General features: G+C 72.0%; 19 protein-coding genes and 1 pseudogene. 9 read left to right on the top strand and 11 right to left on the bottom strand.

Going from position 1 to position 21,045, the window contains the following annotated elements:
- Window positions 1-1,134, bottom strand: coding sequence for a helix-turn-helix domain-containing protein (locus tag ACLQ25_RS01000; RefSeq protein ID WP_425728186.1), 1,134 nt, complete (start codon window positions 1,132-1,134; stop codon window positions 1-3).
- Window positions 1,135-1,587: 453 nt separating this feature from the next.
- Here ACLQ25_RS01000 and ACLQ25_RS00995 point away from each other — a divergent pair, with 453 nt between their 5' ends.
- Window positions 1,588-1,815 carry a winged helix-turn-helix domain-containing protein gene (locus ACLQ25_RS00995; RefSeq protein ID WP_425728184.1) on the top strand — a complete coding sequence of 76 codons (228 nt, stop codon included), beginning with the start codon at window positions 1,588-1,590 and terminating at the stop codon, window positions 1,813-1,815.
- A gap of 164 nt (window positions 1,816-1,979) precedes the next feature.
- On the opposite strand, the gene ACLQ25_RS00990 is transcribed toward ACLQ25_RS00995, so the two are convergent.
- Together ACLQ25_RS00990 and ACLQ25_RS00985 are read right to left on the bottom strand one after the other, a co-directional pair.
- The gene (locus ACLQ25_RS00990; protein WP_425728182.1) at window positions 1,980-2,435 is read right to left on the bottom strand and encodes a type II toxin-antitoxin system VapC family toxin; all 456 of its coding nucleotides are present in this window, start codon (window positions 2,433-2,435) and stop codon (window positions 1,980-1,982) included.
- Window positions 2,425-2,664, bottom strand: a complete 240-nt coding sequence (locus ACLQ25_RS00985; protein WP_425728180.1) for an AbrB/MazE/SpoVT family DNA-binding domain-containing protein — start codon at window positions 2,662-2,664, stop codon at window positions 2,425-2,427. The genes ACLQ25_RS00990 and ACLQ25_RS00985 overlap by 11 nt, the downstream gene beginning before the upstream one ends.
- Before the next feature lie 236 nt (window positions 2,665-2,900).
- Here ACLQ25_RS00985 and ACLQ25_RS00980 point away from each other — a divergent pair.
- Window positions 2,901-4,949, top strand: a pseudogene (locus ACLQ25_RS00980) (maltotransferase domain-containing protein); the annotation flags it as partial.
- Window positions 4,950-5,314: 365 nt separating this feature from the next.
- Complete coding sequence (glgB, locus tag ACLQ25_RS00975) at window positions 5,315-7,417, top strand: 1,4-alpha-glucan branching protein GlgB (protein ID WP_425728178.1); 2,103 nt, start codon at window positions 5,315-5,317, stop codon at window positions 7,415-7,417.
- A 25-nt stretch (window positions 7,418-7,442) separates the two neighbouring features.
- Here glgB and ACLQ25_RS00970 read toward each other — a convergent pair whose 3' ends face one another.
- The 3 genes from ACLQ25_RS00970 to ACLQ25_RS00960 form a co-directional block, all read right to left on the bottom strand.
- Window positions 7,443-7,931 (bottom strand): hypothetical protein, encoded by a 489-nt coding sequence (locus ACLQ25_RS00970; protein WP_425728176.1) that lies wholly within the window; start codon window positions 7,929-7,931, stop codon window positions 7,443-7,445.
- Window positions 7,932-8,062: 131 nt separating this feature from the next.
- On the bottom strand, window positions 8,063-8,503 hold the full coding sequence (locus ACLQ25_RS00965; RefSeq protein ID WP_425728174.1) for a hypothetical protein: 441 nt from the start codon (window positions 8,501-8,503) through the stop codon (window positions 8,063-8,065).
- 151 nt (window positions 8,504-8,654) lie between these two features.
- Window positions 8,655-9,254: an NADPH-dependent FMN reductase gene (locus ACLQ25_RS00960; RefSeq protein WP_425728172.1), complete on the bottom strand. Its 600-nt coding sequence runs from the start codon at window positions 9,252-9,254 to the stop codon at window positions 8,655-8,657.
- Window positions 9,255-9,367: 113 nt separating this feature from the next.
- Between ACLQ25_RS00960 and ACLQ25_RS00955 the strand changes: the two genes are divergently transcribed.
- Window positions 9,368-10,207 (top strand): helix-turn-helix domain-containing protein, encoded by an 840-nt coding sequence (locus ACLQ25_RS00955; protein ID WP_425728170.1) that lies wholly within the window; start codon window positions 9,368-9,370, stop codon window positions 10,205-10,207.
- 134 nt (window positions 10,208-10,341) lie between these two features.
- Here the strand turns inward: ACLQ25_RS00955 and ACLQ25_RS00950 are convergent, their stop codons facing one another.
- Window positions 10,342-11,382 (bottom strand): App1 family protein, encoded by a 1,041-nt coding sequence (locus tag ACLQ25_RS00950; protein WP_425728314.1) that lies wholly within the window; start codon window positions 11,380-11,382, stop codon window positions 10,342-10,344.
- Between the two features lie 151 nt (window positions 11,383-11,533).
- Between ACLQ25_RS00950 and ACLQ25_RS00945 the strand changes: the two genes are divergently transcribed.
- The 4 genes from ACLQ25_RS00945 (at window position 11,534) to ACLQ25_RS00930 (ending at window position 15,881) form a co-directional block, all read left to right on the top strand.
- Complete coding sequence (locus ACLQ25_RS00945) at window positions 11,534-13,207, top strand: ArnT family glycosyltransferase (RefSeq protein WP_425728167.1); 1,674 nt, start codon at window positions 11,534-11,536, stop codon at window positions 13,205-13,207.
- Between the two features lie 53 nt (window positions 13,208-13,260).
- Window positions 13,261-14,058 (top strand): peroxide stress protein YaaA, encoded by a 798-nt coding sequence (gene yaaA / locus ACLQ25_RS00940; protein WP_425728165.1) that lies wholly within the window; start codon window positions 13,261-13,263, stop codon window positions 14,056-14,058.
- Window positions 14,059-14,164: 106 nt separating this feature from the next.
- Window positions 14,165-14,854 (top strand): hypothetical protein, encoded by a 690-nt coding sequence (locus tag ACLQ25_RS00935; RefSeq protein WP_425728163.1) that lies wholly within the window; start codon window positions 14,165-14,167, stop codon window positions 14,852-14,854.
- Between the two features lie 73 nt (window positions 14,855-14,927).
- Window positions 14,928-15,881, top strand: coding sequence for a TAXI family TRAP transporter solute-binding subunit (locus ACLQ25_RS00930; protein WP_425728161.1), 954 nt, complete (start codon window positions 14,928-14,930; stop codon window positions 15,879-15,881).
- Between the two features lie 63 nt (window positions 15,882-15,944).
- On the opposite strand, the gene ACLQ25_RS00925 is transcribed toward ACLQ25_RS00930, so the two are convergent.
- From ACLQ25_RS00925 to ACLQ25_RS00915, 3 genes are all read right to left on the bottom strand, one after another.
- The gene (locus ACLQ25_RS00925; RefSeq protein ID WP_425728159.1) at window positions 15,945-17,378 is read right to left on the bottom strand and encodes a sensor histidine kinase; all 1,434 of its coding nucleotides are present in this window, start codon (window positions 17,376-17,378) and stop codon (window positions 15,945-15,947) included.
- Window positions 17,379-17,387: 9 nt separating this feature from the next.
- Window positions 17,388-18,044 (bottom strand): response regulator transcription factor, encoded by a 657-nt coding sequence (locus tag ACLQ25_RS00920; RefSeq protein ID WP_355050323.1) that lies wholly within the window; start codon window positions 18,042-18,044, stop codon window positions 17,388-17,390.
- Window positions 18,045-18,126: 82 nt separating this feature from the next.
- Window positions 18,127-18,438 (bottom strand): hypothetical protein, encoded by a 312-nt coding sequence (locus tag ACLQ25_RS00915; protein WP_355050324.1) that lies wholly within the window; start codon window positions 18,436-18,438, stop codon window positions 18,127-18,129.
- 96 nt (window positions 18,439-18,534) lie between these two features.
- Here ACLQ25_RS00915 and ACLQ25_RS00910 point away from each other — a divergent pair, with 96 nt between their 5' ends.
- Window positions 18,535-18,873, top strand: a complete 339-nt coding sequence (locus ACLQ25_RS00910; RefSeq protein ID WP_425728157.1) for a DUF952 domain-containing protein — start codon at window positions 18,535-18,537, stop codon at window positions 18,871-18,873.
- 76 nt (window positions 18,874-18,949) lie between these two features.
- On the opposite strand, the gene ACLQ25_RS00905 is transcribed toward ACLQ25_RS00910, so the two are convergent.
- Entirely contained in the window at window positions 18,950-20,707 is a 1,758-nt protein-coding gene (locus tag ACLQ25_RS00905) for a CDP-glycerol glycerophosphotransferase family protein (RefSeq protein WP_425728155.1), read from the bottom strand.
- Window positions 20,708-21,045: the final 338 nt, after the last annotated feature.

The following is a 21,045-nucleotide window of genomic DNA, read 5'->3' as shown; positions in this document are numbered from 1 at the left end:
TCAGGCGACACCGAGAGTGGTGGCGAGCTGGACGATGCCGGCTGGCGCATCGGCGGACCGCCACACGACGGTGACCAGCTTTCGCACCCTCGGGCGGTCGTGCACCTCGCCGGGTGCGGTGCGTTCCGCGTCGAGCAGCGTCCGGCCAGCCCGAAGCATGTCGCCGGTCAGCGCGTAGGCGCGGGCCACATCGAGGAGGTACGCGGCACGGTGCTCAGGCGGCAGCCACCGCCACTCCTCGCCGGCCACCAGCCGCTCGTGCCGAGCCGAGGCCGTGGTGACGTCGCCAAGGGACGCCTCGGCCACCACCCGGGCGGCCTCGACCACCGCCCAGCCGGCGATCCCCGTGGCCTGGTCGAGCGCGCGGCGTGCGCGGGCATGGTCCTTGCCGCCCGCAGCGGCGAGCGCTGCCTGGATCAGTAGCACGCCTCGAAGCGCGCCGGCTGGAGCGTCGTCGGCGGCCCGGGACACACCGATGTGTTCGGCGGCGACGAGCGCGGCGTCCAGGGCGGACCGTCGTCGACCACGAGACCGCAGGGCCTGACTCAGTGACACGGTGGCGAGGCCCACCAACTGCGGCTCGTGGGTCGCCAGGGCGACCGCCATGCCCCGGTCGGCGGCCAACCACGCCAGATCCCCCTGGTCGACCTTGACCAACGCCAGGGCGATGAGCGCGTACACCGACACCAGCAGCGCGTCCGTCGCGCCGGGCCGAGCCGCGTGCGCTTCCCGGGCCGTGTCGAGCAGGCCGGGCAACAGTGCCAGCAACGCCGGGTACCGAGCGTGGCGATAGCTCTGCTCGGCATGCTCCAGCCGGGCCCGCAACTCCTCCGCCGGCGGCGGTCGGTCCGCGCCCGGTAGGTGGTACCGGGCCAGCGCCAGCCGTACCCCGTCCACCCCGGCCACGACCGGAGTCGGCCGCACTGGCCGTGCCGCCAACAGGACCTCCACGTCGATGCGCAACGTCTCGGCGACCTCCCGGAGGTTCGACACCCGCTCCAACCGGCGTACCCCACGCTCGACCTTGTCCACCCAACTCTTCGACTTGCCGAGCCGGTCCGCGAACTGCTGCTGCGTCATGTTGCGCCGCACCCGCCACTGGGCGACCCGGCGACCCACCGGCAGCTCGTTCACCGCCGGTCCGTCGCGCTCACCGCACGACCCCAAGAACAAACAACAGGAGTACGACCACAGCGATCACGAGTCCGTAGAGGTACTGCCGACGGGTGAGCGACGCCCGCGCCGGGAGCGGCGGACAGGGCACCTGATCCCCGTCCGGCAGCCGAGGGCGCGCACCGGCAACGGGATTGGCTGGTGGCAGCGGCCCATCCGGCGAACGGTCATACATCGTGCCTCCTGAACAGCGCGATCGAGATGGCGAGACGTGGGGAACGAGGGCTGATCGGCGATCGGCCCGGGGCGGAAGCGACGCGGGAGCACTCCCGCCCCGGCGGAGGCACTCCGTTGCTGACGAGAGAACCCCTACCCATTCCAACTTAGAAGGCACTGCCGTCACAGTCAACAGAGCATGCACGGCGAGTTACCCAGAGTGCGAAGATCGGTGCGCTGACGAGAGGTGGCGCCACCATGCCGCAAGCACCGCTGTACGAGCAGATCATCGATGACGTCGCTGCTTCAATCCGCAGCGGCACTCTCAAACCGGGCGACAAACTGCCGTCCATCGCCGAGATGCGTGAGCAGTACCAGTCGAGTGCGTGGCCTGTGCGTTACGCCCTTCGGATTCTCGAGGAGCGAGGCTGGATCGTCACTCGCCAGGGCAAGGGATCGTTCGTGGCACCGAGCCCGCCCGCCTGAAGCTGAGCACACACCTACTTCCTTGATCGTTGGCTGCTGAGCGGTACGACACGCCGAGCGTGGTGCTGCTGAGGTGCCAACGATCAACGACCGCTCGACCGCGACCGCCTGCCTCCAGTGAAGATCCGCGCTCCGGGGCCGGGGCCGGGGCCGGCGAGTGGCGGTCAGTCGGCCGGCGTGATCAGGTCCAGGGTCGGGAAGTACGTGCGGTAGCGCGCCCCGTCACGGGTCAGCAGGTGGTATCGGCAGACGGCGGCATGCGCCCCGATGTAGAAGTCGGCTACCGGGGACCGCTTCGTGCCACCCAGTTTGCGATATCGCGCGTAGGCCTTACCGGCCAGGAAGCCCGCCAGGTACGGCAGCTCCTCGCGCAGGAAGTCCCCCGCCGGCAGCGCCTCGTCCAACTCCTCGACACGGGCGAAACGGACCGACACCTCGGCGTACACGATGGGGTTGATCACCAGACTGCCCGCGTCGCGGGCCTCGGCGAGGGCGGCGCCGGACCACTCAGCCCACTTGGGGTCATCGGTCAGGATGTCCAGCAGCACGTTGGTGTCGACCAGGGTCGTCACCGCGTCGGATGAACGCGAGGGCACCACGCGGAGCCGGTCACTCGCCACGCAGCAACTCCATCAGTTCCTCGGTGGACATGTGCTCGGTCTCCTTGGCGCTCCCCCGACCCCGCATGTGGCGGACGAGACGATCACCACGAGTGTCGGCACCGTGCACGCGCACGATGCGGAGAGCACCGCCCTCCTCGACCACATCGACCTCGTCGCCCTCGTGCAGGTTGTACCGAGCCCGCAACGCGGCCGGAATGGTGACCTGGCCCTTGCTATTCAACCGCATACCCGACCCCCTGTCACGTATCACACATGATACGCGACACTGGCTCCGACGCATCACACCTGATGCGCAGACGCATCACCGGCGGCACGCCAAGATCTGCACAACTTCGGGGAAACTGCTGCATCGGAACGCGTGGATGCAGCAGTTTCCCCGAAAGTGAGCGGATCTTGGGTCGGGTGCCCACCGGGCGGGTGCTTGGCCGCGCGCGAGCCGATCTCGCACAGTAGGTTGGCGGGGTGACAGGACGGTTCCCGATCGAAGACGTCTCCCCCGTCGTCTCGTGCGGGCGGTACCCGGCCAAGGCGGTGGTCGACGAGCCGGTTCCGGTGTCGGCACGCGCCTACCGGGAGGGGCACGACGCGCTGGGCTGCAACGTGGTGTGGGCCGGCCCGGATGGCGAGGAGCGCCCGTTCACCCGGATGCGCCCCGGCGAGCCCGGCCAGGACCGCTGGCACGCCACCATCGCGCCGGACGCCGTCGGCACCTGGACCTTCACCGTCGAGGCGTTCGGAGACCCGTACCTGACGTGGCAGAACGCGGTGACCAAGAAGATCGCCGCCGGGCAGGGCCCGGAAGATCTCGCCAACGACCTGGCCGAGGGCGCGCGGGTGCTGGCCGCCGCCCGGGACCTGGTGCCGGCCGCCGACCGCGCGAGCCTCGCCGACGCGCTCAGCGCCCTCGCGGCCACCGACCTGCCGTTGCCGCAGCGCGTCGGGCCGGCGCTCGCCCTCGCCGACCTGCTCTGGGAGCACCCGGTGCGCGAGTTGGTGACCGTCGGTGACGCGTACTCCCTCTGGGTTGACCGCAAGCGGGCCCTCTTCTCGGCCTGGTACGAGTTCTTCCCGCGCTCCGAAGGAGCAGCGGGTGGGCGCTCCGGCACCTTCGCCACCGCGACCGAGCGGCTGCCCGGTGTCGCCGCGATGGGCTTCGACGTGCTCTACCTGCCGCCGATCCACCCGATCGGCCGGATCAACCGCAAGGGCCGCAACAACGCGCTCACCGCCGGGCCGACCGACGTCGGCTCGCCGTGGGCCATCGGCGCCGTCGAGGGCGGCCACGACACGATCCACCCCGACCTGGGTACGCCGGCAGACTTCCGGGCCTTCATCGCGGAGGCGGCGGCGCAGGGCCTGGAGGTGGCGATGGACCTGGCGTTGCAGTGCGCGCCGGACCATCCCTGGGTCACCGAGCACCCGGAGTGGTTCACCACCCGGGCCGACGGCAGCATCGCGTACGCGGAGAACCCGCCGAAGAAGTACCAGGACATCTACCCGGTCAACTTCGACAACGACCCGGAGGGCATCCGGGCCGAGGTGTTGCGGGTGGTGCTGCACTGGGTGGGCGAGGGCATCCGGATCTTCCGGGTGGACAACCCGCACACCAAGCCGTTCGACTTCTGGCACTGGCTGATCGCCGAGGTCAAGAAGGTCGACCCGGACGTGCTGTTCCTGGCCGAGGCGTTCACCCGGCCGGCCATCATGCACGGGCTCGGCAAGATCGGCTTCACGCAGTCGTACACCTACTTCACCTGGCGCACGACGGCGGCCGAGATGCGGGCGTACTGCGAGGAGCTGATCGAGGCGGCCGACCACATGCGGCCGAACTTCTGGCCGAACACGCCGGACATCCTGCACGAGTCCCTGCAGCACGGCGGCCCGCCGATGTTCAAGATCCGGGCGGTGCTGGCCGCGCTGCTCTCCCCCTCCTGGGGCCTGTACGCGGGCTACGAGCTGTTCGAGCACGTGGCCCGCCCCGGCGCGGAGGAGTACCTGGACAACGAGAAGTACGAGCTGCGCCCACGCGACTGGGCCGCCGCCGAGGCGCAGGGCCGCTCGCTGGCGCCGTTCCTGACCACCCTCAACCGGGTACGCCGCGACAACCCGGCGCTGCACCAGCTCCGCAACCTGCGCTTCCACGAGATCGACAACCCGGCGCTGCTCTGCTGGTCAAAGCACGACCCGGAGACCGGCAACACGGTGCTGGTGATCTGCTCGTTCGACTCGCGCGAGGTGCAGTGGGGCAACACCACGCTCGACATGCCCGCGCTCGGGTTCGACTGGCACGAGCGCTTCACCGTGTACGACGAGCTGACCGGCACCAGCTACGACTGGGGGCAGCGCAACGCGGTACGGCTCGACCCGTACCTGCAACCGGCGCACGTGCTGACCGTCCGCCGCCCGACGCCGCCCGCCGTGCCCGAGCCAGCCGGCGTCGAACCGGCGCACCTCACCGTCACCGACGTTCCGGACGAGTTGTCCGGCGGCACCGCCCCGGTGGCCCCGGCCACCGAGCCGTCGCCTCCGGCCAGCGTCGCAGAGCCCCCGGCTATCCAGCCGTCGCCGCCGGCCACCGCGCCCCCGACTACCCCGCCGCCGGCCCCAGCCACCACGACGCCGCCCCCGGCTACCGCGCCGTCTGCCCCAGCCGCCGCGCCGTCTGCCCCAGGCGCCGCGCCGGCGACCCCAGCCAGCGCACCACCATCCGCCCCAGGCGCCGCGCCGGTCACCCCGGCCAGCGGGGTGGCGACGCCGGCCACCCTGGCGTCCCGCGCCGCGGCCCGTGCGGCTGCCGCCCAATCCTCGGCCGGCCGCCCGTCCGCGCCCCGCCCGTCCGCCTCCGCACCGACCGACGCCGCACCGAAGGACGACCGATGGACCAGCTGATCACCGGTGTGACGCACGACCCGCACGCGCTGCTCGGCGCGCACCCCGCCGAGGGGTCGACTCTGATCCGCACGATGCGCCGGGGCGCGGGTGACGTGGTGCTGCTCGTCGGCGACGAGCGGCACCCCATGAAGCGGGTCCACGACCTGGGCATCTTCGAGGCGCAGGTCGAGGGCAGCGTGCTCGACTACCGGGTGGAGGTCGACGGCACGACGCACGACGACCCGTACCGCTACCCGCCCACGCTCGGCGAGCTGGACCTGCACCTCATCGGCGAGGGCCGGCACGAGCGGCTGTGGGACGCGCTCGGCGCGCGGGTGTTCGACGAGGGCGTGGCGTTCAGCGTCTGGGCGCCCAACGCCCAGGGCGTCCGCGTAATCGGTGACTTCACAGGCTGGGGCGCGGACGACGGCTGGCCGATGCGCTCGCTCGGCTCCAGCGGGGTGTGGGAGCTGTTCGTCCCCAACGCGCGGGTCGGTGCCCACTACAAGTACCGGGTGCTCGGCGCCGACGGGAAGTGGCGGGACAAGGCCGACCCCCTGGCGGCGTACGCGGAGGTGCCGCCGGCCACCGCGTCGGTGGTGCACCACTCGACGTACCTGTGGGACGACGCCGACTGGCTCGCCCGCCGGGCCGAGCGGCGGCCGCACCAGGAGCCGATGAGCGTGTACGAGGTGCATCTCGGCTCGTGGCGGCCCGGCCTGGGTTACCGCGAGCTGGCCGACCAGCTCACCGCGTACGTCACCGAGCTGGGCTTCACGCACGTGGAGTTCCTGCCCGTGATGGAGCACCCGTTCGGCGGTTCCTGGGGCTACCAGGTGACCGGCTACTACGCGCCGACGTCCCGCTTCGGCGACCCGGACGAGTTCCGCCACCTCGTCGACGCTCTGCACGCCGCCGGCATCGGCGTGATCCTCGACTGGGTGCCCGCGCACTTCCCGAAGGACGAGTGGGCCCTCGCCCGCTTCGACGGCACCCCGCTGTACGAGCACCCCGACCCCCGTCGCGGCGAGCACCCCGACTGGGGCACGTACGTCTTCGACTTCGGCCGCCGCGAGGTGCGTAACTTCCTGGTCGCCAACGCGCTCTACTGGTGCGAGGAGTTCCACGTCGACGGGCTGCGCGTCGACGCGGTCGCCTCGATGCTCTACCTGGACTACTCCCGCGAGGCGGGCCAGTGGGCCCCCAACCGGTACGGCGGTCGGGAGAACCTGGAGGCCATCGCGCTCATGCAGGAGGTGAACGCGACGGTCTACAAGCACCACGCCGGCGTCGTGATGATCGCCGAGGAGTCCACCGCGTGGCCGGGGGTCACCCAGTCCACCGCCGGCGGCGGGCTGGGCTTCGGGTTCAAGTGGAACATGGGCTGGATGCACGACACGCTGCTCTACACGTCGAAGGACCCGATCTACCGCCAGCACCACCACCACCAGCTCACGTTCTCCCTGGCGTACGCCTGGAGCGAGAACTACGTGCTGCCGATCAGCCACGACGAGGTCGTGCACGGCAAGGGTTCGCTGGCCGGCAAGATGCCCGGCGACACCTGGCAGCGGTTGGCGAACGTACGGGCGCTGCTGGCGTACATGTGGGCGCACCCCGGCAAGCAACTGCTCTTCATGGGCTCCGAGCTGGCCGACGACCGGGAGTGGAGCGAGGAGCGGGGTCTCGACTGGTACCTGCTGCACGACCCGGCCCGCGCGGGCGTGCAGCGGCTCGTCGGTGACCTCAACCGCGTCTACCGCGACACTCCGGCGCTGTGGGCGCAGGACACCGAACCGGCCGGGTTCCGGTGGATCGCCGGCGACGACGTCGCCAACAACACCGTCTCCTTCGTCCGGATCGCCCCCGACGGCTCGACGCTGGTGTGCGTGGCGAACTTCTCCGCCCAGCCCCTGCACGACTACCGGATCGGCCTACCGGCTGGCGGCACCTGGACCGAGGTGCTCAACACCGACGCGCACCACTACGGCGGATCGGGCGTGGGCAACCTGGGCGAGGTGCACGCCGAGGACGTGCCGTGGCACGGATTGGTGGCGTCGGCGGCCCTCCAGGTCCCCCCGCTCGGCGTCATCTGGCTCCGCCAGGGCTGACCGCCGCTGACCGCCGCGACTCCTTTTACCAACCCTGGGAGAGGCGAGCCAAGGTCGGAATCACTCCGGCGAGGGCGGACCAGGCGACAGCAAACCAGGCCAAATGGCGCTGCCAGGGAATTCTCGAGCACACCACTTCGCCAGATGTCGAGGTCGCGTGCTCTTTCCTCCGCGCCTCAATGAGCGCAGCCACTCGGGTGTTTCTCCGACCCCCCGCCAGCTTGCCCAACAGAGAGCCCTGGAAGGCATAGCAGGCTACATCTCGGTGGCCCACCACACTGACCACCAAGCCGTTGGCGGCGTCGACCGACCTGATCCGACCCCACGGCACGAGCACCTGAGCCCCGGGGTTGACTATCTGCAACGATTCACGCGTCGGCTTGACGAAGGAGAACATCGTCGTCAGGGCGATCGCATGACAGATAACTGCGAAGAAGCTGGCGACGGCAATCAGCCCAGGCCATCCATTTGCCGGATTCAAGCCGAACATGAGCATCACAAAGCCGAACAGCATCCAGAGTAGAGAGCCGCCCAACCAGTTCAGCCTGTTCCTCAACCGCGCCCTCCACTCCTCATCTCAGAGCCGGGCGAGAAGGCGACGGTTACCCATTCGGCTCAGCGCGGTCCGGGCGGCTTCCGGCTCGTTCAGGTGGACGCACCGCCGTCACCCGACTCGGCGGCCCTCGAACCCGGCTCGCCGAGGCCGCAGGCCGCCCTGATGCGTCGTACCGTCTCGTCGCGGTAAGGAACGGCGGCGCGGGCCTGCCAGGGGAGTCCGACACCGGTCGGGAGGATGGCAACGAAGGAGACGGTGTCGCCGAACTGGGACGTGATCGTCAGGCGGGCACCGGCCGCGGGTTCCACGGTCGCCACGTCCGGCAGGCTCATCGACTGGGCGCGGACCCAGGACTCGGCGAAGCTCCGGATACCCCAGACCCTGACCGGCGCGAAGAGCAACCGCCTCGTCGTGATGGTGAGCAGGACGCCGGTCGTGCTCAGCGATGTCGTGCCGATCGGGAAGTATCCACGCCGGGTGAAGACGATCCGCTCGTCGGCTGCCAACCGAAGCGGCGCAAAGCGCAGCACTGTCCACCCCCACTCCCCGTCCACCGCTCGGTCGGGTCGGGAGGGACGATAACGCAGCGCGGCAACCGACCGCTGCCCGCCACGGTGGCGCACGGACTTGGTGGTCGGCAGGAAGGTCTGACGAGCCCAAACTGGTGTAGTCCCTCAATCGTCACGCCCCACCCGGATACGGGGCGGCGGTACGGGCGGCACGCAGTGCCTGCGCCCACCAGGAAAGCTGATCCAGGAGTGTCTTGGCGTAGCCGGGAGCAGCGGCGTCCAGCGGTGCACCGTCCTGCCAGGCGGTGAAGTAGTTGGGGAAGGCCAGTCCGTCGCGGATGGTCACCGCGTGCAGTTCGGTAAGCACGTTCTCCAGGTGAAGCACCGCATGTCGGCCACCGGCCGCACCGCCGTAGCTGACGAACGCCACCGGTTTGGCGGTCCACTCAGTGAAGTGCCAGTCGACGAGCGCCTTCAACGACGCTGGGAAGCTGTGGTTGTACTCCGGGGTGACGATGATGAAAGCGTCGGCCTCCGACAGCTTCCTGGTGAGGTCCTTCATGCCTTCCGGGCGGGGGTAGTCGTCCCCGGCGAACTTCGGCGAAACGGCCGGCAGCGCCAGCGGAATATCCACCCCGGCCACATCGACGAGGTCGAGGTCGAAACCGCCGTGCGCCTGAATCTGGTCCGCCACCCAGGAGGCGACGACCGGCCCGAACCTGCCCTCACGCACGCTACCAACGATGACCACGAGTCTGCTCTTGTCGCTCATGCCGTCGACGATCTGTCGTTTCCGGGCGAGCAACCAGACCGTGTGCAGGCTGGCCCTCACAGGGCCACCTTGCGTTCCGCGGGCGGGGCGTCGCGGGCCGTAGGCTCCGCAGCATGGGTACGCCGCTGGGAGACTTCGTCCGGGCCAAGCGTGACAGCATCCGCCCGGAGGAACTGGGCCTTCCGGCACTCCTGCGGCGGCGTGCTCCCGGGCTACGACGGTCGGAGTTGGCCTCGCGGGCTGGGGTCAGCGTCGAGTACCTCACCAGGATCGAACAGGGCCGCGACCGTAACCCGTCGCGCTCGGTCGTCAACGCCCTGGCCGATGCGCTCAACCTCGACACCGCCGAACGCACCCATCTGGGCTACCTCGCCAAGATCACTGGTGGCGCGTGTGCCGGGCGCGTCCGGCCGACGCCGCCCGAACGCACCGTGCGGCCGGCCGTGCGCCAGATACTCACCCTTCTGGAGCCGGGCATCGCGTTCGTCACCAATCGAATCGGTGACGTGCTCGCCCACACCGACGGCTTCGGCACGGTCATGCACGACACCGGCCTGCTGGACGCCGAAGAGCCCAACCTCACCCGGTATGTCTTCACTCATCCGCAGGCCAGGACCACCTTCGTCGACTGGGACCAGGTCGCCGACGAGCAGGTCTTCAACCTGTGGCTCGGGCCTTCGGCCGAAACGTTCGAATGGTTCACGGCCGATCTCGCAACCGTGGCCGGCACCGAGTTCGCGCGGCGGCTGCACCGCCACATCCCTCCTGCCCGAGTTCCGCTGAGGATGGCTCACCCGCGCGGGCCTCGACTTCAATGGAATCGGGAGGTCCTTGAGCTTCCTGCCTCGGACGCCCAGCAACTGATCCTTCTCCTGCCCGCTGACGACGCGACCGCCGCAGCGCTGGACCACCTACGTGAGCGCCCACACCGCACCGCCCTCCGCGCGGTCTGACGCGTGCGTGGCCCCGCAAGGCTCACCCCGCAGTCCCATGATCACTTGATGCTGACCAGTTGTCAGAAGCCTCCTGGAACTGGTCAGCACCAAGTGATCAAAGCTCACCGCCAGCCCGCTGCGGCGACGCGCGGTCAGACCAGGCCGGCGTCGCGGAGTAGCTGCCACAGGCCGGCGCCGTCGGGCGCGGACAGCCACTTCTGCCCCACCAACCCCGAGGACGGCCGACCGGCCGGAGCGGGCAGGCTGCCGGCCAGCACCGACTGCGTCGGGGACAGCCGGCGGATGGCCACCCCGGCGACGTTCTCCGGGTGGGCGGCGGCGAACTCGCGGTAGATCTCCTGGTCGTGCTGGCCGTCGTCGCCGACCAGGAGCCAGCGCACGTCGGGGAACTCCTTGGCCAGCCGCGCGAGGGTGGAACGCTTGTGCTCCATGCCGCTGCGGAACCAGCGGTCGGCGGTCGGACCCCAGTCGGTGAGCAGCAGCGGCCCGGCCGGGTAGAGGTGCCGGGACAGGAACCGCGTCAACGTCGGCGCGACGTTCCACGCGCCGGTGGAGAGGTAGAAGACCGGGGCGCCGGGATGCGCGGTGACCAGTCGCTCGTAGAGCACCGCCATGCCGGGTACGGCGGCGCGGGCGTGCTCGTCGAGAACGAAGGTGTTCCACGCGGCGAGCAGTGGCCGGGGCAGCGCCGTCACCATCACCGTGTCGTCGATGTCGGAGAGGATGCCGAACTTGACCTCCGGGTCGAGGATGCGCACGGGGGCGTCGACCGGCTCGGCGTCGGGGACGCTGAGGCGTACGGTGCCCCAGCCGGGTGGCAGGTCGGCCTCGACGAGCGTGTCGACGAAGCCGCTGCGGTCGGCCTGGGCCTCGTGCCGTACCCCGCCGGCCTCGATCTGCACCGTGACGTGCTTGGCGGGCAGGGTCGTGAAACTGCGCCAGCCGCGCACCTTGTCCAGCCGGCCCCGCTGACGGTTGTCCGGACGGCCCAGCAGCACCCGGCACATCACGCGTACCCACCCGGGCCGGCCGTAGCCGGTGTAGGCGACGATGTTCATCCGCCAGCCGGTGCGGCGCAGCCGACGCTCCACGAGCTGGTGCACGGCGTCTTCGATCCGCGCGGCCCGGTGCAGATTCGGCACGGCCAGTTCGCCGGCGGGTGTGGGTGGCACCCGCCAACCCTGCCACACGTCGTCGGCGACGGCCACGCGAGCGGGTCCGAGCCGCAGCCCGCCCGCCAGCCAGGCCGGACTGGCCGAACCGGCCCGATCGGCCGTCGGTCCGTGAAACACTCCGGGTCGGGACGACGACGGGGGCGTGGTCGTGTCGCATCCAGAGCAGCACCGCGGGCGGTGGCGTCCGCGACTTGACCGGCCGGCGCTCGTCGCGCTGCTGTTCGGGCTGGTCGGCGTCGGGTACCGGCTGGTCCTGACGCTGTACACCGTGCCGGTGTCGAACAGCGACGAGGCGACCTTCGGGCTGGCCGCCCTGCACATCGGGCAGGGCCGGGAACACCCCGTCTTCCTCTACGGCCAGCACTACATGGGGATGCTGGAGTCGTACCTGGCGGCGCCCCTGCTTGCCGTGTTCGGGCCGAGCTGGCCGGCGCTGCGGCTGCCGATGCTGGCCCTGTACGCGGTCTTCCTCTACCTCGTGTACCGGCTCACCCGCCGGCTCTATCCGCCGTGGTTCGCCGTCCTCGTGGTCGGACTGTTGGCGCTGGGACCCGAGCGGGTGGTGCGTGACCAGCTCACCGTGGTCGGCGGTCGGCCGGAGGTCAAACCGGCGGTGCTGCTGATGCTGCTGATCGTCGTGGGGCTGGGCGCCGGGTCGGTGCGCCACCGTCGGCTGGCCGTCGCGCTGTTCGGGCTGCTGGCCGGGCTGGCCGCCTGGTCGGACTGGCTGATCCTGCCGTACCTGGCGGTCGCCGTGCTGGCCCTGCTCTGGGCGGTGCGCCGGGAGCTGCTCGGCTGGTCCGGGCTGCTGCTGGTGGCGGGTTTCGTGGTCGGGATCGCACCGATGATCGTCGACAACCTGCGCGCCGGGCCGGGTGAGGACTCGCTGACGGTGTTCCGGGAGGTCAGCACCAAGGCCGGCCCGCTGCCGCCGTGGTCCGACCGGATTCGGGGCGGCCTGTTGGAGGGAGTGCCGCTGGCGCACGGGCTCTGCCCGGTCGACGGCTGTGGCCGCTGGCAGCAGTGGTTCGGACTGCTCTACCCGGCGCTGCTGGTGGCCGCCGCGGCGCTCGCGCTCGTCGCGTACCGCCGGGCCGTGGGCACGACACCCCGCGAGCCCGCCGCCGGCACCCTGCGCGGCGACCGGGCCGAGGGCACGCCACGGGCCGCGCGGGTCGGGCCGGTGGTGCAGCTCGCGCTTGTCGTCGGGGCGGCGTTGACCCTGCTGTCGTACGTGCGCAGCCCGCTCGCCGCGACCAGTCCGCTGGACAACGCCCGCTACCTGTCGGTGCTGCAACTGTCGCTGCCGGCGGTGCTCTGGCCGCTCTGGGCGGCGGCCGTGGCCGGCTGGCGGGGCACGGTGGGCGCGCTCGGCCGACTGACCGGCGCGCTAGCCACCGCCGTGCTGGTGGCGCTGGCCGCGACGACGCTGCTGGTCACCGTGCTCTTCGCGGTCAGCGGCACCGCCGCGTCGCGGACCGAGGAGCGCCAGGCCCGGGAGTTGGCCGCCGCGCTGCGCGCCGACGGACCCCACGAGGTGTACGGGGACTACTGGACCTGCAACCGGCTGGTGTTCAACACCGACGAGGCGGTGGTGTGCGGGGTGCTCGACGGCGACCTGTCCCCGGGGCAGAACCGCTACCGGCCGTACTGGCGGCAGGTCGGGCGGGCCGCGCGACCCGGCTACGTGGTGGAGGTCGACTCGCCGATGGACCGGCGGCTGCGCCGGCTGCTCGCCGACCGACCCGACGCCGCACCGGTCCGCGAGGTGGGTGGCTATCGCGTGTACCACCCCGACACCCCGGTGCGGCCCTGGCGCTGAGCACGGGTCGTACGCTGGCTCAGCCGCCGCCGTACGCCGTCCGAGGAGACCCGATGCTCATCCTGCTGCCGCCCTCGGAGGGCAAGGCCGACGCCGGCACCGGACGGCGGTGGACGCCGGACAAGCTCTCGCTGCCGGAGCTGAACCCGGCCCGCGAGCGGGTACTCGACGCGCTCGTGGCGCTCAGCGCGGGGCCCGACGAAGAGGCGGCGTTGGCCGCGCTCGGGCTCAGCGACGGTCAGCGCGGTGAGCTGCGCCGCAACGCCCGGGTGCGGGAGGCGGCGACCGCACCGGCCGAGCGGCTCTATACCGGGGTGCTGTACGAGGCGCTGGAGCTGGCCACGCTGCCACCGGCGGCGCTGCGGGCGGCCCGCCGTTCGATCCTCATCAGCTCCGGCCTGTGGGGCGCGGTACGCCTCGCCGACCGGATCCCGCCGTACCGCTGCCCGATCGGCGTCCGCCTGCCGGACGTCGGGGCGCTGTCGGCGTACTGGCGCAGGGAGTTGACGCCGGTCCTGGCCGGCGCGGCCGGTCGGGGCCCGGTGCTCGACCTGCGCTCCGGCGCGTACGCGGCCACCTGGACGCCGCGCGGTGAGCTGGCCGAACGGACGGTCACCGTTCGGGTGCTGCATGAGCGGGAGGTCGACGGGGTGCCCGTCCGCTCGGTCGTGAGCCACTTCAACAAGGCGACCAAGGGACGGCTGGTGCGGGATCTGCTCCTCACCGGCGCGAAGCCACGCACCGCCCGGGAGTTGGTCGGCGCCCTGCGCGAGCTGAAGCACACCGTGGTGGAGGAACCGGCCGCCGCCGGGCGGGTCCGGCAGGTGGATCTGGTGGTGACCGAGCTGTAGCGGAGCGAGAGCCGCAAGATTTGCTCAAGGCTGGGCGGGACACGTTCCGTAACGGCCGCGCAGGGGCCACGGTAGGGGAACTCAGACTCCGACGAGGGAGCCCCCGTTGGCCCGCGATCCCGCCCTGCTCGACCGGCCCCGCCCACCGGCGACGCCGCCCCCGCTGGACTGGCTGACCCTGGGCGACGCGTTCGAGGCGTCCTGCCTGCTGCGCTGCACCGCGCCTCCGACTAGCGCGCGGTCGAGCGCCACGCCGCCGGCGCAGGCGCCGGGGGTCGAATTCAACCGGGAGGACGCCGCGCAGCGGATGCGCCAGTTGCTCGCCCGCCTCGACATTCCGGTCACCCACGAGGTGACGGTCGGCGGACTCCGCCGCCGCTACGAGGTGCACCGGCTGTGGGTGCCGCCGGAGCACCGGGGCACGTACGGCCGGTTGATGGATGCCGGCTGGTGGCAGGGACGTCGGGATCTGTTGGGCGGTCCCGTGCTCGGCACCTCGCCGGCCCGCCGCCGGTGGGTGTCCCGCCTCGCGGCAGCGGCGTGGCGGTCGGCGCTGCTGGCCGGCGGGCGGCACGTGCGCCGGCACATCCTCGGTGTGCGGCTCACCGACCGGGAGTTGGCCGCCGTGCTGATCCGCGGCGCGGCCGTGCTCGACGTGCCGGCCGTACTCCGCCCGGGCACCGGCTGTTTCCTGGTGAGCGTGGCCGACGGGCCGGACCGGGAGCGCATCCTGCACAGCGCGTCGTTGGAGCCGGCGCGCGCCGCGGTGTCGCCGCGGGGCCGCCCGGTCTGCTGAGCGAGGGCCCGTACCGGCGGTACTGACGGGTGCGGGCTTGCGCGTGCCCGTCGGAGCGCGCACAGTGCACCGCGTGAGTCGTACCTCGTCTCCTCGGGCCGGTCGACGCCGCCCGGGGGCGGCGGCGCTGGCGCTGGTCGTGGCCCTGACCGTCGCCGGCTGCCGGGACGACCCGGCCGAGCCGGTGGAGATCCGGATCGCCACCGGCAGCCCCACCGCCGTCTACTACGCGTTCGGGCAGTCCCTCGCGACCATCCTCAACCGCGAACTGCCCGGGGTACGGGCCAGCGTGGTGATCACCGCGGCCTCGGCGGAGAACGTCCGCCTGGTCGGCTCGGGGGCCGCCGAGCTGGGTTTCACCCAGGCCGACGTACTGCCCACGAGCCCGACGCAGAGCCCCTCGGTGGACGCGGTGGCCCGGGTGTACGACGACCAACTGCACCTGGTCACGACCGACGGCGGGCCGGTCCGTACGGTCGGCGACCTGCGGGGTCGGCGGGTCTCGGTGGGCGCGGCCGGCTCCGGCACCGAGATCACCGCCAGCCGGCTGCTGGAGGTGGCCCGGCTCGGCGGCGACACGGTACGCCGGGAACGGCTCGGCCTGGACGACTCGGTGACCGCCCTGCGCTCGGGACGCATCGACGCGTTCTTCTTCTCCGGTGGTCTGCCGGTGCGGGGCATCGAGGAGCTGGCCGGGCGCAGCGCCACCCGGATCGTCGACCTGGGCGAGTGGACGGAGCCGCTGCGCGCCCGCTACGGGCAGATCTACGTCTCCCGGGACATCCCCCGCTCGGTGTACGGGATGAACCCGGTGACCACGGTCGCCGACCCGAACTATCTGATCGTGCGGGCCGACCTGCCGGAGCCGCTGGTCCGGGATGTGACCCGACTGCTGATGGAGCGCCGGGCCGAACTGGGCGCGGCGCATCCGGCGGCGGGACGGATGAGCCCCCGCTCGGCGATCGCCACCGCGCCGCTGCCGCTGCACCCGGGCGCCGCCGCCTGGTACCGGGCCGCCAAGCCCTGAGCTGCCGGACGGCCGCGCCGTGGGCCGCCCGGGTCGCCGCGGTGGCCGAGCCGTGAACCGCCGCTAGCGCGCCGGGGTGGGCCACCGGTCGGCGGCCGGGTGCCCGTCCCCGTCCAGCGGCTCTCCCGCCGGCTCGGTGGCCGGGAACCACAGGCCGGCGACCAGCCCGCGCGGGGTGCCCGCTCGCATGGTGAGCCGCCCGTCGGAGGCGTCCACCAGCACGGCGGCGATGGTCAGGCCGAGCCCGGCGCCGTCGACGTTCTGCGCGTCCGGGGCCCGCCAGAACCGTTCGGTGGCCTGGCGGAGCTGACTCTCGGTCATTCCCGGGCCGGTGTCGCGCACCTCCAACAGGACGCCGTCGTCGCGGCGGGCCACCGTCACCGTCACCGCACCGCCGGCTCCGCTGAACTTCACCGCGTTGTCGATCAGGGCGTCCAGCGCCTGGTCGACGGCGGTCGGCACGGTCCGCGCGTACGCGGGAGCGTCACTCGCGGCCAGGCGCAGCGCGACCGACCGGTGCCGGGCCAACGGCGCCCACGCGGCCACCCGGGAGGCCGCGACGGCGGCGGCGTCCACGGTGACCCGCTCGTTCTCCTCGCGTTCGGCCCGGGCGAGGGTGAGCAGCGCGTCGAGCACCAGCGCCAGCCGGTCGGTCTCCTCCAACGCCAGCCGGTGCTCGGAGCGCCCGTCCGCGTCGGTGAGGCTGGGACCCAGCTCCTCCACCCGCAGCCGCAGCGCCGTGAGCGGATTGCGCAGCTGGTGGCTGGCGTGCGCGACGAAGGCACGCTGCCGGTCCATCACGTCGGAGACCACGTCCGCCATGTGGTTGAAGCTGGTCGCGAGCCGGCGCAGCTCCGGCGGGCCGAGGCGGTGCTGCACGCGGGCGCCCCGGTCGCCCTCGGCGATCTCGTGGGTGACCGCGTCCAGCTCGGTGACCGGCCGCAGCACCCATCCGGCCAGGCCGAACGCGGTGAGCACGCAGGCCAGCACGACGAGCAGGCCGGCCACGGTGAGCAGCAGCCACCAGGTGGTCACGGCGCGACGGATCTCGCCGGCGGGTGTCACGATCACCACCGCGCCGAGGACCTCACCGCCGTCGTTGATGGGCACCGCCACCACCACCGGGCCGGCTGACCAGGGCCAGATCGACTCGGGCGCGCTGGCCTGCTGCCCGGACAGCGCCACGTCCAGGACCGTGGCGGTTCCGGTGGACCGCCAGCTCGCCGAGTCGACGACGATGCCCCGGTCCCGGTCGACGACCGCCGCGCCGATCCCGTACAGCTCGTCGTAGCTGCGCAGCTCCGCGCCGATCGGGCCGGGCTCCCCGCCGCGCAGCGCCGGACCGGCCAGCGAGGCGAACCGGGTGGCGTCGGCGAGCCGGTCCGCGCGTACCCGCTCGGTCTCCCGGCTGGCCAGGGTCACGGCGAGCGGGCTCTCCAGCGCGACGAGGACGAGCACCATCAGCAGCAGGTAACTGATCACCAGTCGACGGCGCACGGCGTCCCCTCACGCATCGCGCAACCGGTAGCCGACCCCACGGACGGTCTCCACCAGCCGCGCGTCGCCCAGCTTGCCGCGCAACGACCCGACGTGCACCTCGACGGTGTGCGGATCGCCCCAGGTGGTGCCCCAGGCGTCGAGCAGGATGCGGTCGCGGGGCACCGCCACCCCCGGCTGGCGGGCGAGTGACAGCAGCACGTCGAACTCCTTGCGGGTCAGCGTCACCGCACGCCCCGCCACTGTCACCGTGCGGGCGGCCACGTCGATGCGCACCGCCCCCGCCTCGATCAGGTGCCGCTCGGGGGCGGCATTCGCGGCTCGGCGCAGCACCGCCTCGATCCGGGCCTGCAACTCCACCATCGAGAACGGTTTGACCACGTAGTCGTCCGCGCCCAGGCGCAGCCCGAGGACCCGGTCGCGCTCCTCACCCCGCGCGGTCACCGCGATGATGCCGAGCTGGCTGCTGCGCCGGCGCAGCTCCCGACACACCTCGGTGCCGTCGCCGTCGGGCAGGGTCAGATCGAGCAGCACCAGGTCGCAGGGGGCGGCGGAGAGCGCCGCGGCGACGGTGGCGGCGTGCTCGACCTGGTAGCCACGACGGGTCAGGGCGGAGGAGAGCGCGGCGGCCACCCGGCGGTCGTCCTCCACCAGCAGGATCCGCACCGTGCCCCCATCCGTCGCAGCCGTCCTGCGAATGGTGGCAGAAGGCCGCCGCGAGCGGGAGGGCCGCCTCCCGGGTCAGGCCCTACAGACCGAACGTGTCGTCGGCGACCGCGTCCCGCACGCCGTCGGTGAAGCCCCGGAAACCGGGGTCGTCGTGCCGGGCGGGCACGCTGGTCACGTTGACGCCGCTGGCCTGGGTGACGGCATCGACCAGGGGCGGAAAGTCGATCTCGGCGTCGTCGAAGGCGTCGTCGTCCGCCTCGGCCAGGTTGATCACGTGCTGCACGTCGTCCGACGGGGTGTCCGGGTCCTCGGCCCACTCGCCGCCGGCCCGGTAGCACTCGTCGTACAGCCCGCGCTGGGTGTCGGTCCAGTCGTCGTCGTAGCTCGCCATCGTCCATCCCCTTCCGGCGGGTCAACCTGAGCATGACGGGCGGTGGCCGACGTCGGCGGCGGTACGGCCGAAACGTGGGCGACGTAGTCTGCGGAGGTGATCTACAAGCTGTTGCCGACCGTCGAGTGGGACGACGCCCGGGTCGCCGGTGCCTTCGCCGGCTCGGCCCTGGACCGCCAGGACGGTTTCATCCACCTCTCCGCCGCCGACCAGGTGGTGGAGACGGCCCGCCGGCACTTCTCCGGCGTCACCGGCCTCACCCTGCTCGGCGTGGACGAGGACCGGCTGGCCGACGCCCTGCGCTGGGAGCCGTCGCGCGGCGGGCAGCTCTTCCCCCACCTGTACGGGCCGCTGCCGCTGAGCGCGGTGGTGACGGCACGGGCGTTGCCGGCGGACACTCCGGTCGCCGACGCGGTCGCCGCCCTGCTCGACTGAGTCACACCTCTTCGCCGCCGACACGACCGCGCCCGGTCCGACAGGTGTCGGGCCGGGCGCGGGACGTGGTGCGCGGTCAGCGGCAGAGCCGGGTGATCTCCTCGGCGAACCGGTCCATCGGGTTGGCCTCCGCCGGCCCCAACAGGTAGGTCTTCAGGTCGCGGCGTGCCTCCGTCATCGGGTCGTCGCCGGCCCGGGTCACCGCCACGATCTTCTCCAGCTCACCGCAGTCGGCCGAGAGCAGGTACGCGGCCCGCGCGGTCGGGTACTCCCGACGGAACTCGTCCTCCGGCAGGCCGGCCGGGTTGGCCACCACGTACGGCCGCTGACTCTGCACGAAGTCCGAGACCACACTGGACACGTCGCTGATCAGCAGGTCGGTCTGGTTGAAGCAGTCGAACAGCCCGGGCGTACGGCCGGTCACCACGAGGTGCGCGGTGCCGTCCAGGGAGGCCGCGTTGGGGTTTCCACCGGCGGAGCGGATCGCCTCGACGATCCGGTCGTGCACCACCTTGGCAGCCTTGGACCGCGACCCGGTGAGCGGGTGCGGCTTGTAGACCAGACGCACCCCGGGGTTGCTCGCCAGCAGGCCCTTGACGATCCGCTCACCCATCAACACCAGCGAGGTGTGGTACGGGTCGTCGTCGAGCCAGCCCTCCCAGGTGGGCGCGTAGAGCACGGTGAACTGACGGTCCACCGACTCGGCCCCGAAGGTGTGCACGCCGGCCAACTGCGGCCGGCCGATCTCCACGATGTCCGAGTCGAGCACGCCCACCCCGGCACGGGCGTACCGCTCCCGACCGGCCAGGCCCGCCACCCAGACCTCGTCGTACACCTTGCTGTAGGGGTTGACGCTGGCCTGCTTGTCGCTGTCGCCGTGCCCCACGAAGACGTGCTTCATGCCGGGCTCGCGCAGCATGTGGATGTTCGCGCCGACGTTCGCGGCGTAGAGGGCGGCGCGGACGCTGCCGAGTTCGAGGTTCATGAAGTCCACCCCGGCCGGTACGCAGAGCACCGGCAGCCGGGTGTCGGCCAGCTCGAGGAACGCCTCCCGGCTGCGCATCAGCACCACCGCGCGCTGGTTCAGCGCCTCGGTCGGGGCAAGCCACATGTTGGCCTGGTAGACGTCCTTGGCCGGGCCGGCGAAGTAGAGCGCCACCTCGGGCCGGTGGGTGTCGAGCCAGCGCTGCACGGCCGGCATCAGCGGTCCCTGGCCGGAGCCTCGACCACGCAGCCACGTCGCGGCGATGATCGCGCCCACCACCCCGGTCGCCGCCACCGTCAGAGCGGCGGCGACGAAGTACGGCGTCGGCTCGTGCCGCACGGCGGCGACCACCGCGGCCGGGACCAACAGGAGGTTGAGCAGGGGCATCCGGTCCCCCGCGACGGCCGCCGCCCAGGCCGGCGGGCGGGGGGCCGAGCGCAGGGGGCCCAGCTCGATGTTGCAGACCAGGGCGGACTGCGGGTTACGACGGTCGATCATGGTGGAGAGCGCGCCCGCGAAGACGGAGACGACCCACACCGCCGCCGGCAGGATCAGCAGGAAGCTCAACTCGAGGCCGTCCAGCTCGACCTGGGCGGCGACGAGCAGCACGGCCGACAGGTCCCGGGTCAACTGGCGGTACGAGAAGTTCAGGCCGACCTTCTCCAGCAGCAGCTGCGACGGCGGGGACCAGCGGGCGGCGGCGAACTCGCCGACCACCGCCGCCAGTCCGGCGACGGCGAACAGGCCGACCCAACCGAAGGCGCCTGCGACGAGCATGACCAGGTAGGCCAGCACCAGCAGCGCGCTGCGGGCGGCCACTCCGATGCGTCCTGTCAACGTGCCGAACAACGAGTTCGCTCCCTACTAGATCCTTGACGGGCGGGGCCCGGGGTCGTCACGGCAGCACCGCACGCGGTTCGGTCGGGAGTCGCGGCCCGACCCACCCTGCCGTCACCGTAAGTGACGGTCTTCGAGCTGAGCGGCCACCGACATGCCGACGGTCCTATCCCAGCTCGGAACTCCCGCACAACAGCCTGAACGGCGAAGACCCGATCCCATTCGTGCCGCTCGTACACATGCGACCTTAACGCGAGAGGACATCGGGGTGCCGCTCGGGTATCAATGTCCATACCGGTCAAAACTCACTACCTGCTCGGCGTTGCACACGCCCCGCAGCCGACCGTGAA

It is taken from the genome of Micromonospora sp. DT44, from assembly GCF_049841635.1.
GTDB lineage: Bacteria > Actinomycetota > Actinomycetes > Mycobacteriales > Micromonosporaceae > Micromonospora.
The sequence above is the reverse complement of the archived record's forward strand: the minus strand, read 5'-3'. Positions and strand labels throughout refer to the sequence as shown.

Coding starts and splice junctions, on each gene's coding strand:
- glgB (WP_425728178.1), top strand. CDS start 5,315: ATGGACCAGCTGATCACCGGTGTGACGCACGACCCGCACGCGCTGCTC.
- ACLQ25_RS00995 (WP_425728184.1), top strand. CDS start 1,588: ATGCCGCAAGCACCGCTGTACGAGCAGATCATCGATGACGTCGCTGCT.
- ACLQ25_RS00960 (WP_425728172.1), bottom strand. CDS start 9,254: ATGAGCGACAAGAGCAGACTCGTGGTCATCGTTGGTAGCGTGCGTGAG.
- ACLQ25_RS00915 (WP_355050324.1), bottom strand. CDS start 18,438: ATGGCGAGCTACGACGACGACTGGACCGACACCCAGCGCGGGCTGTAC.
- ACLQ25_RS00985 (WP_425728180.1), bottom strand. CDS start 2,664: ATGCGGTTGAATAGCAAGGGCCAGGTCACCATTCCGGCCGCGTTGCGG.
- yaaA (WP_425728165.1), top strand. CDS start 13,261: ATGCTCATCCTGCTGCCGCCCTCGGAGGGCAAGGCCGACGCCGGCACC.
- ACLQ25_RS00955 (WP_425728170.1), top strand. CDS start 9,368: ATGGGTACGCCGCTGGGAGACTTCGTCCGGGCCAAGCGTGACAGCATC.
- ACLQ25_RS00970 (WP_425728176.1), bottom strand. CDS start 7,931: ATGCTGTTCGGCTTTGTGATGCTCATGTTCGGCTTGAATCCGGCAAAT.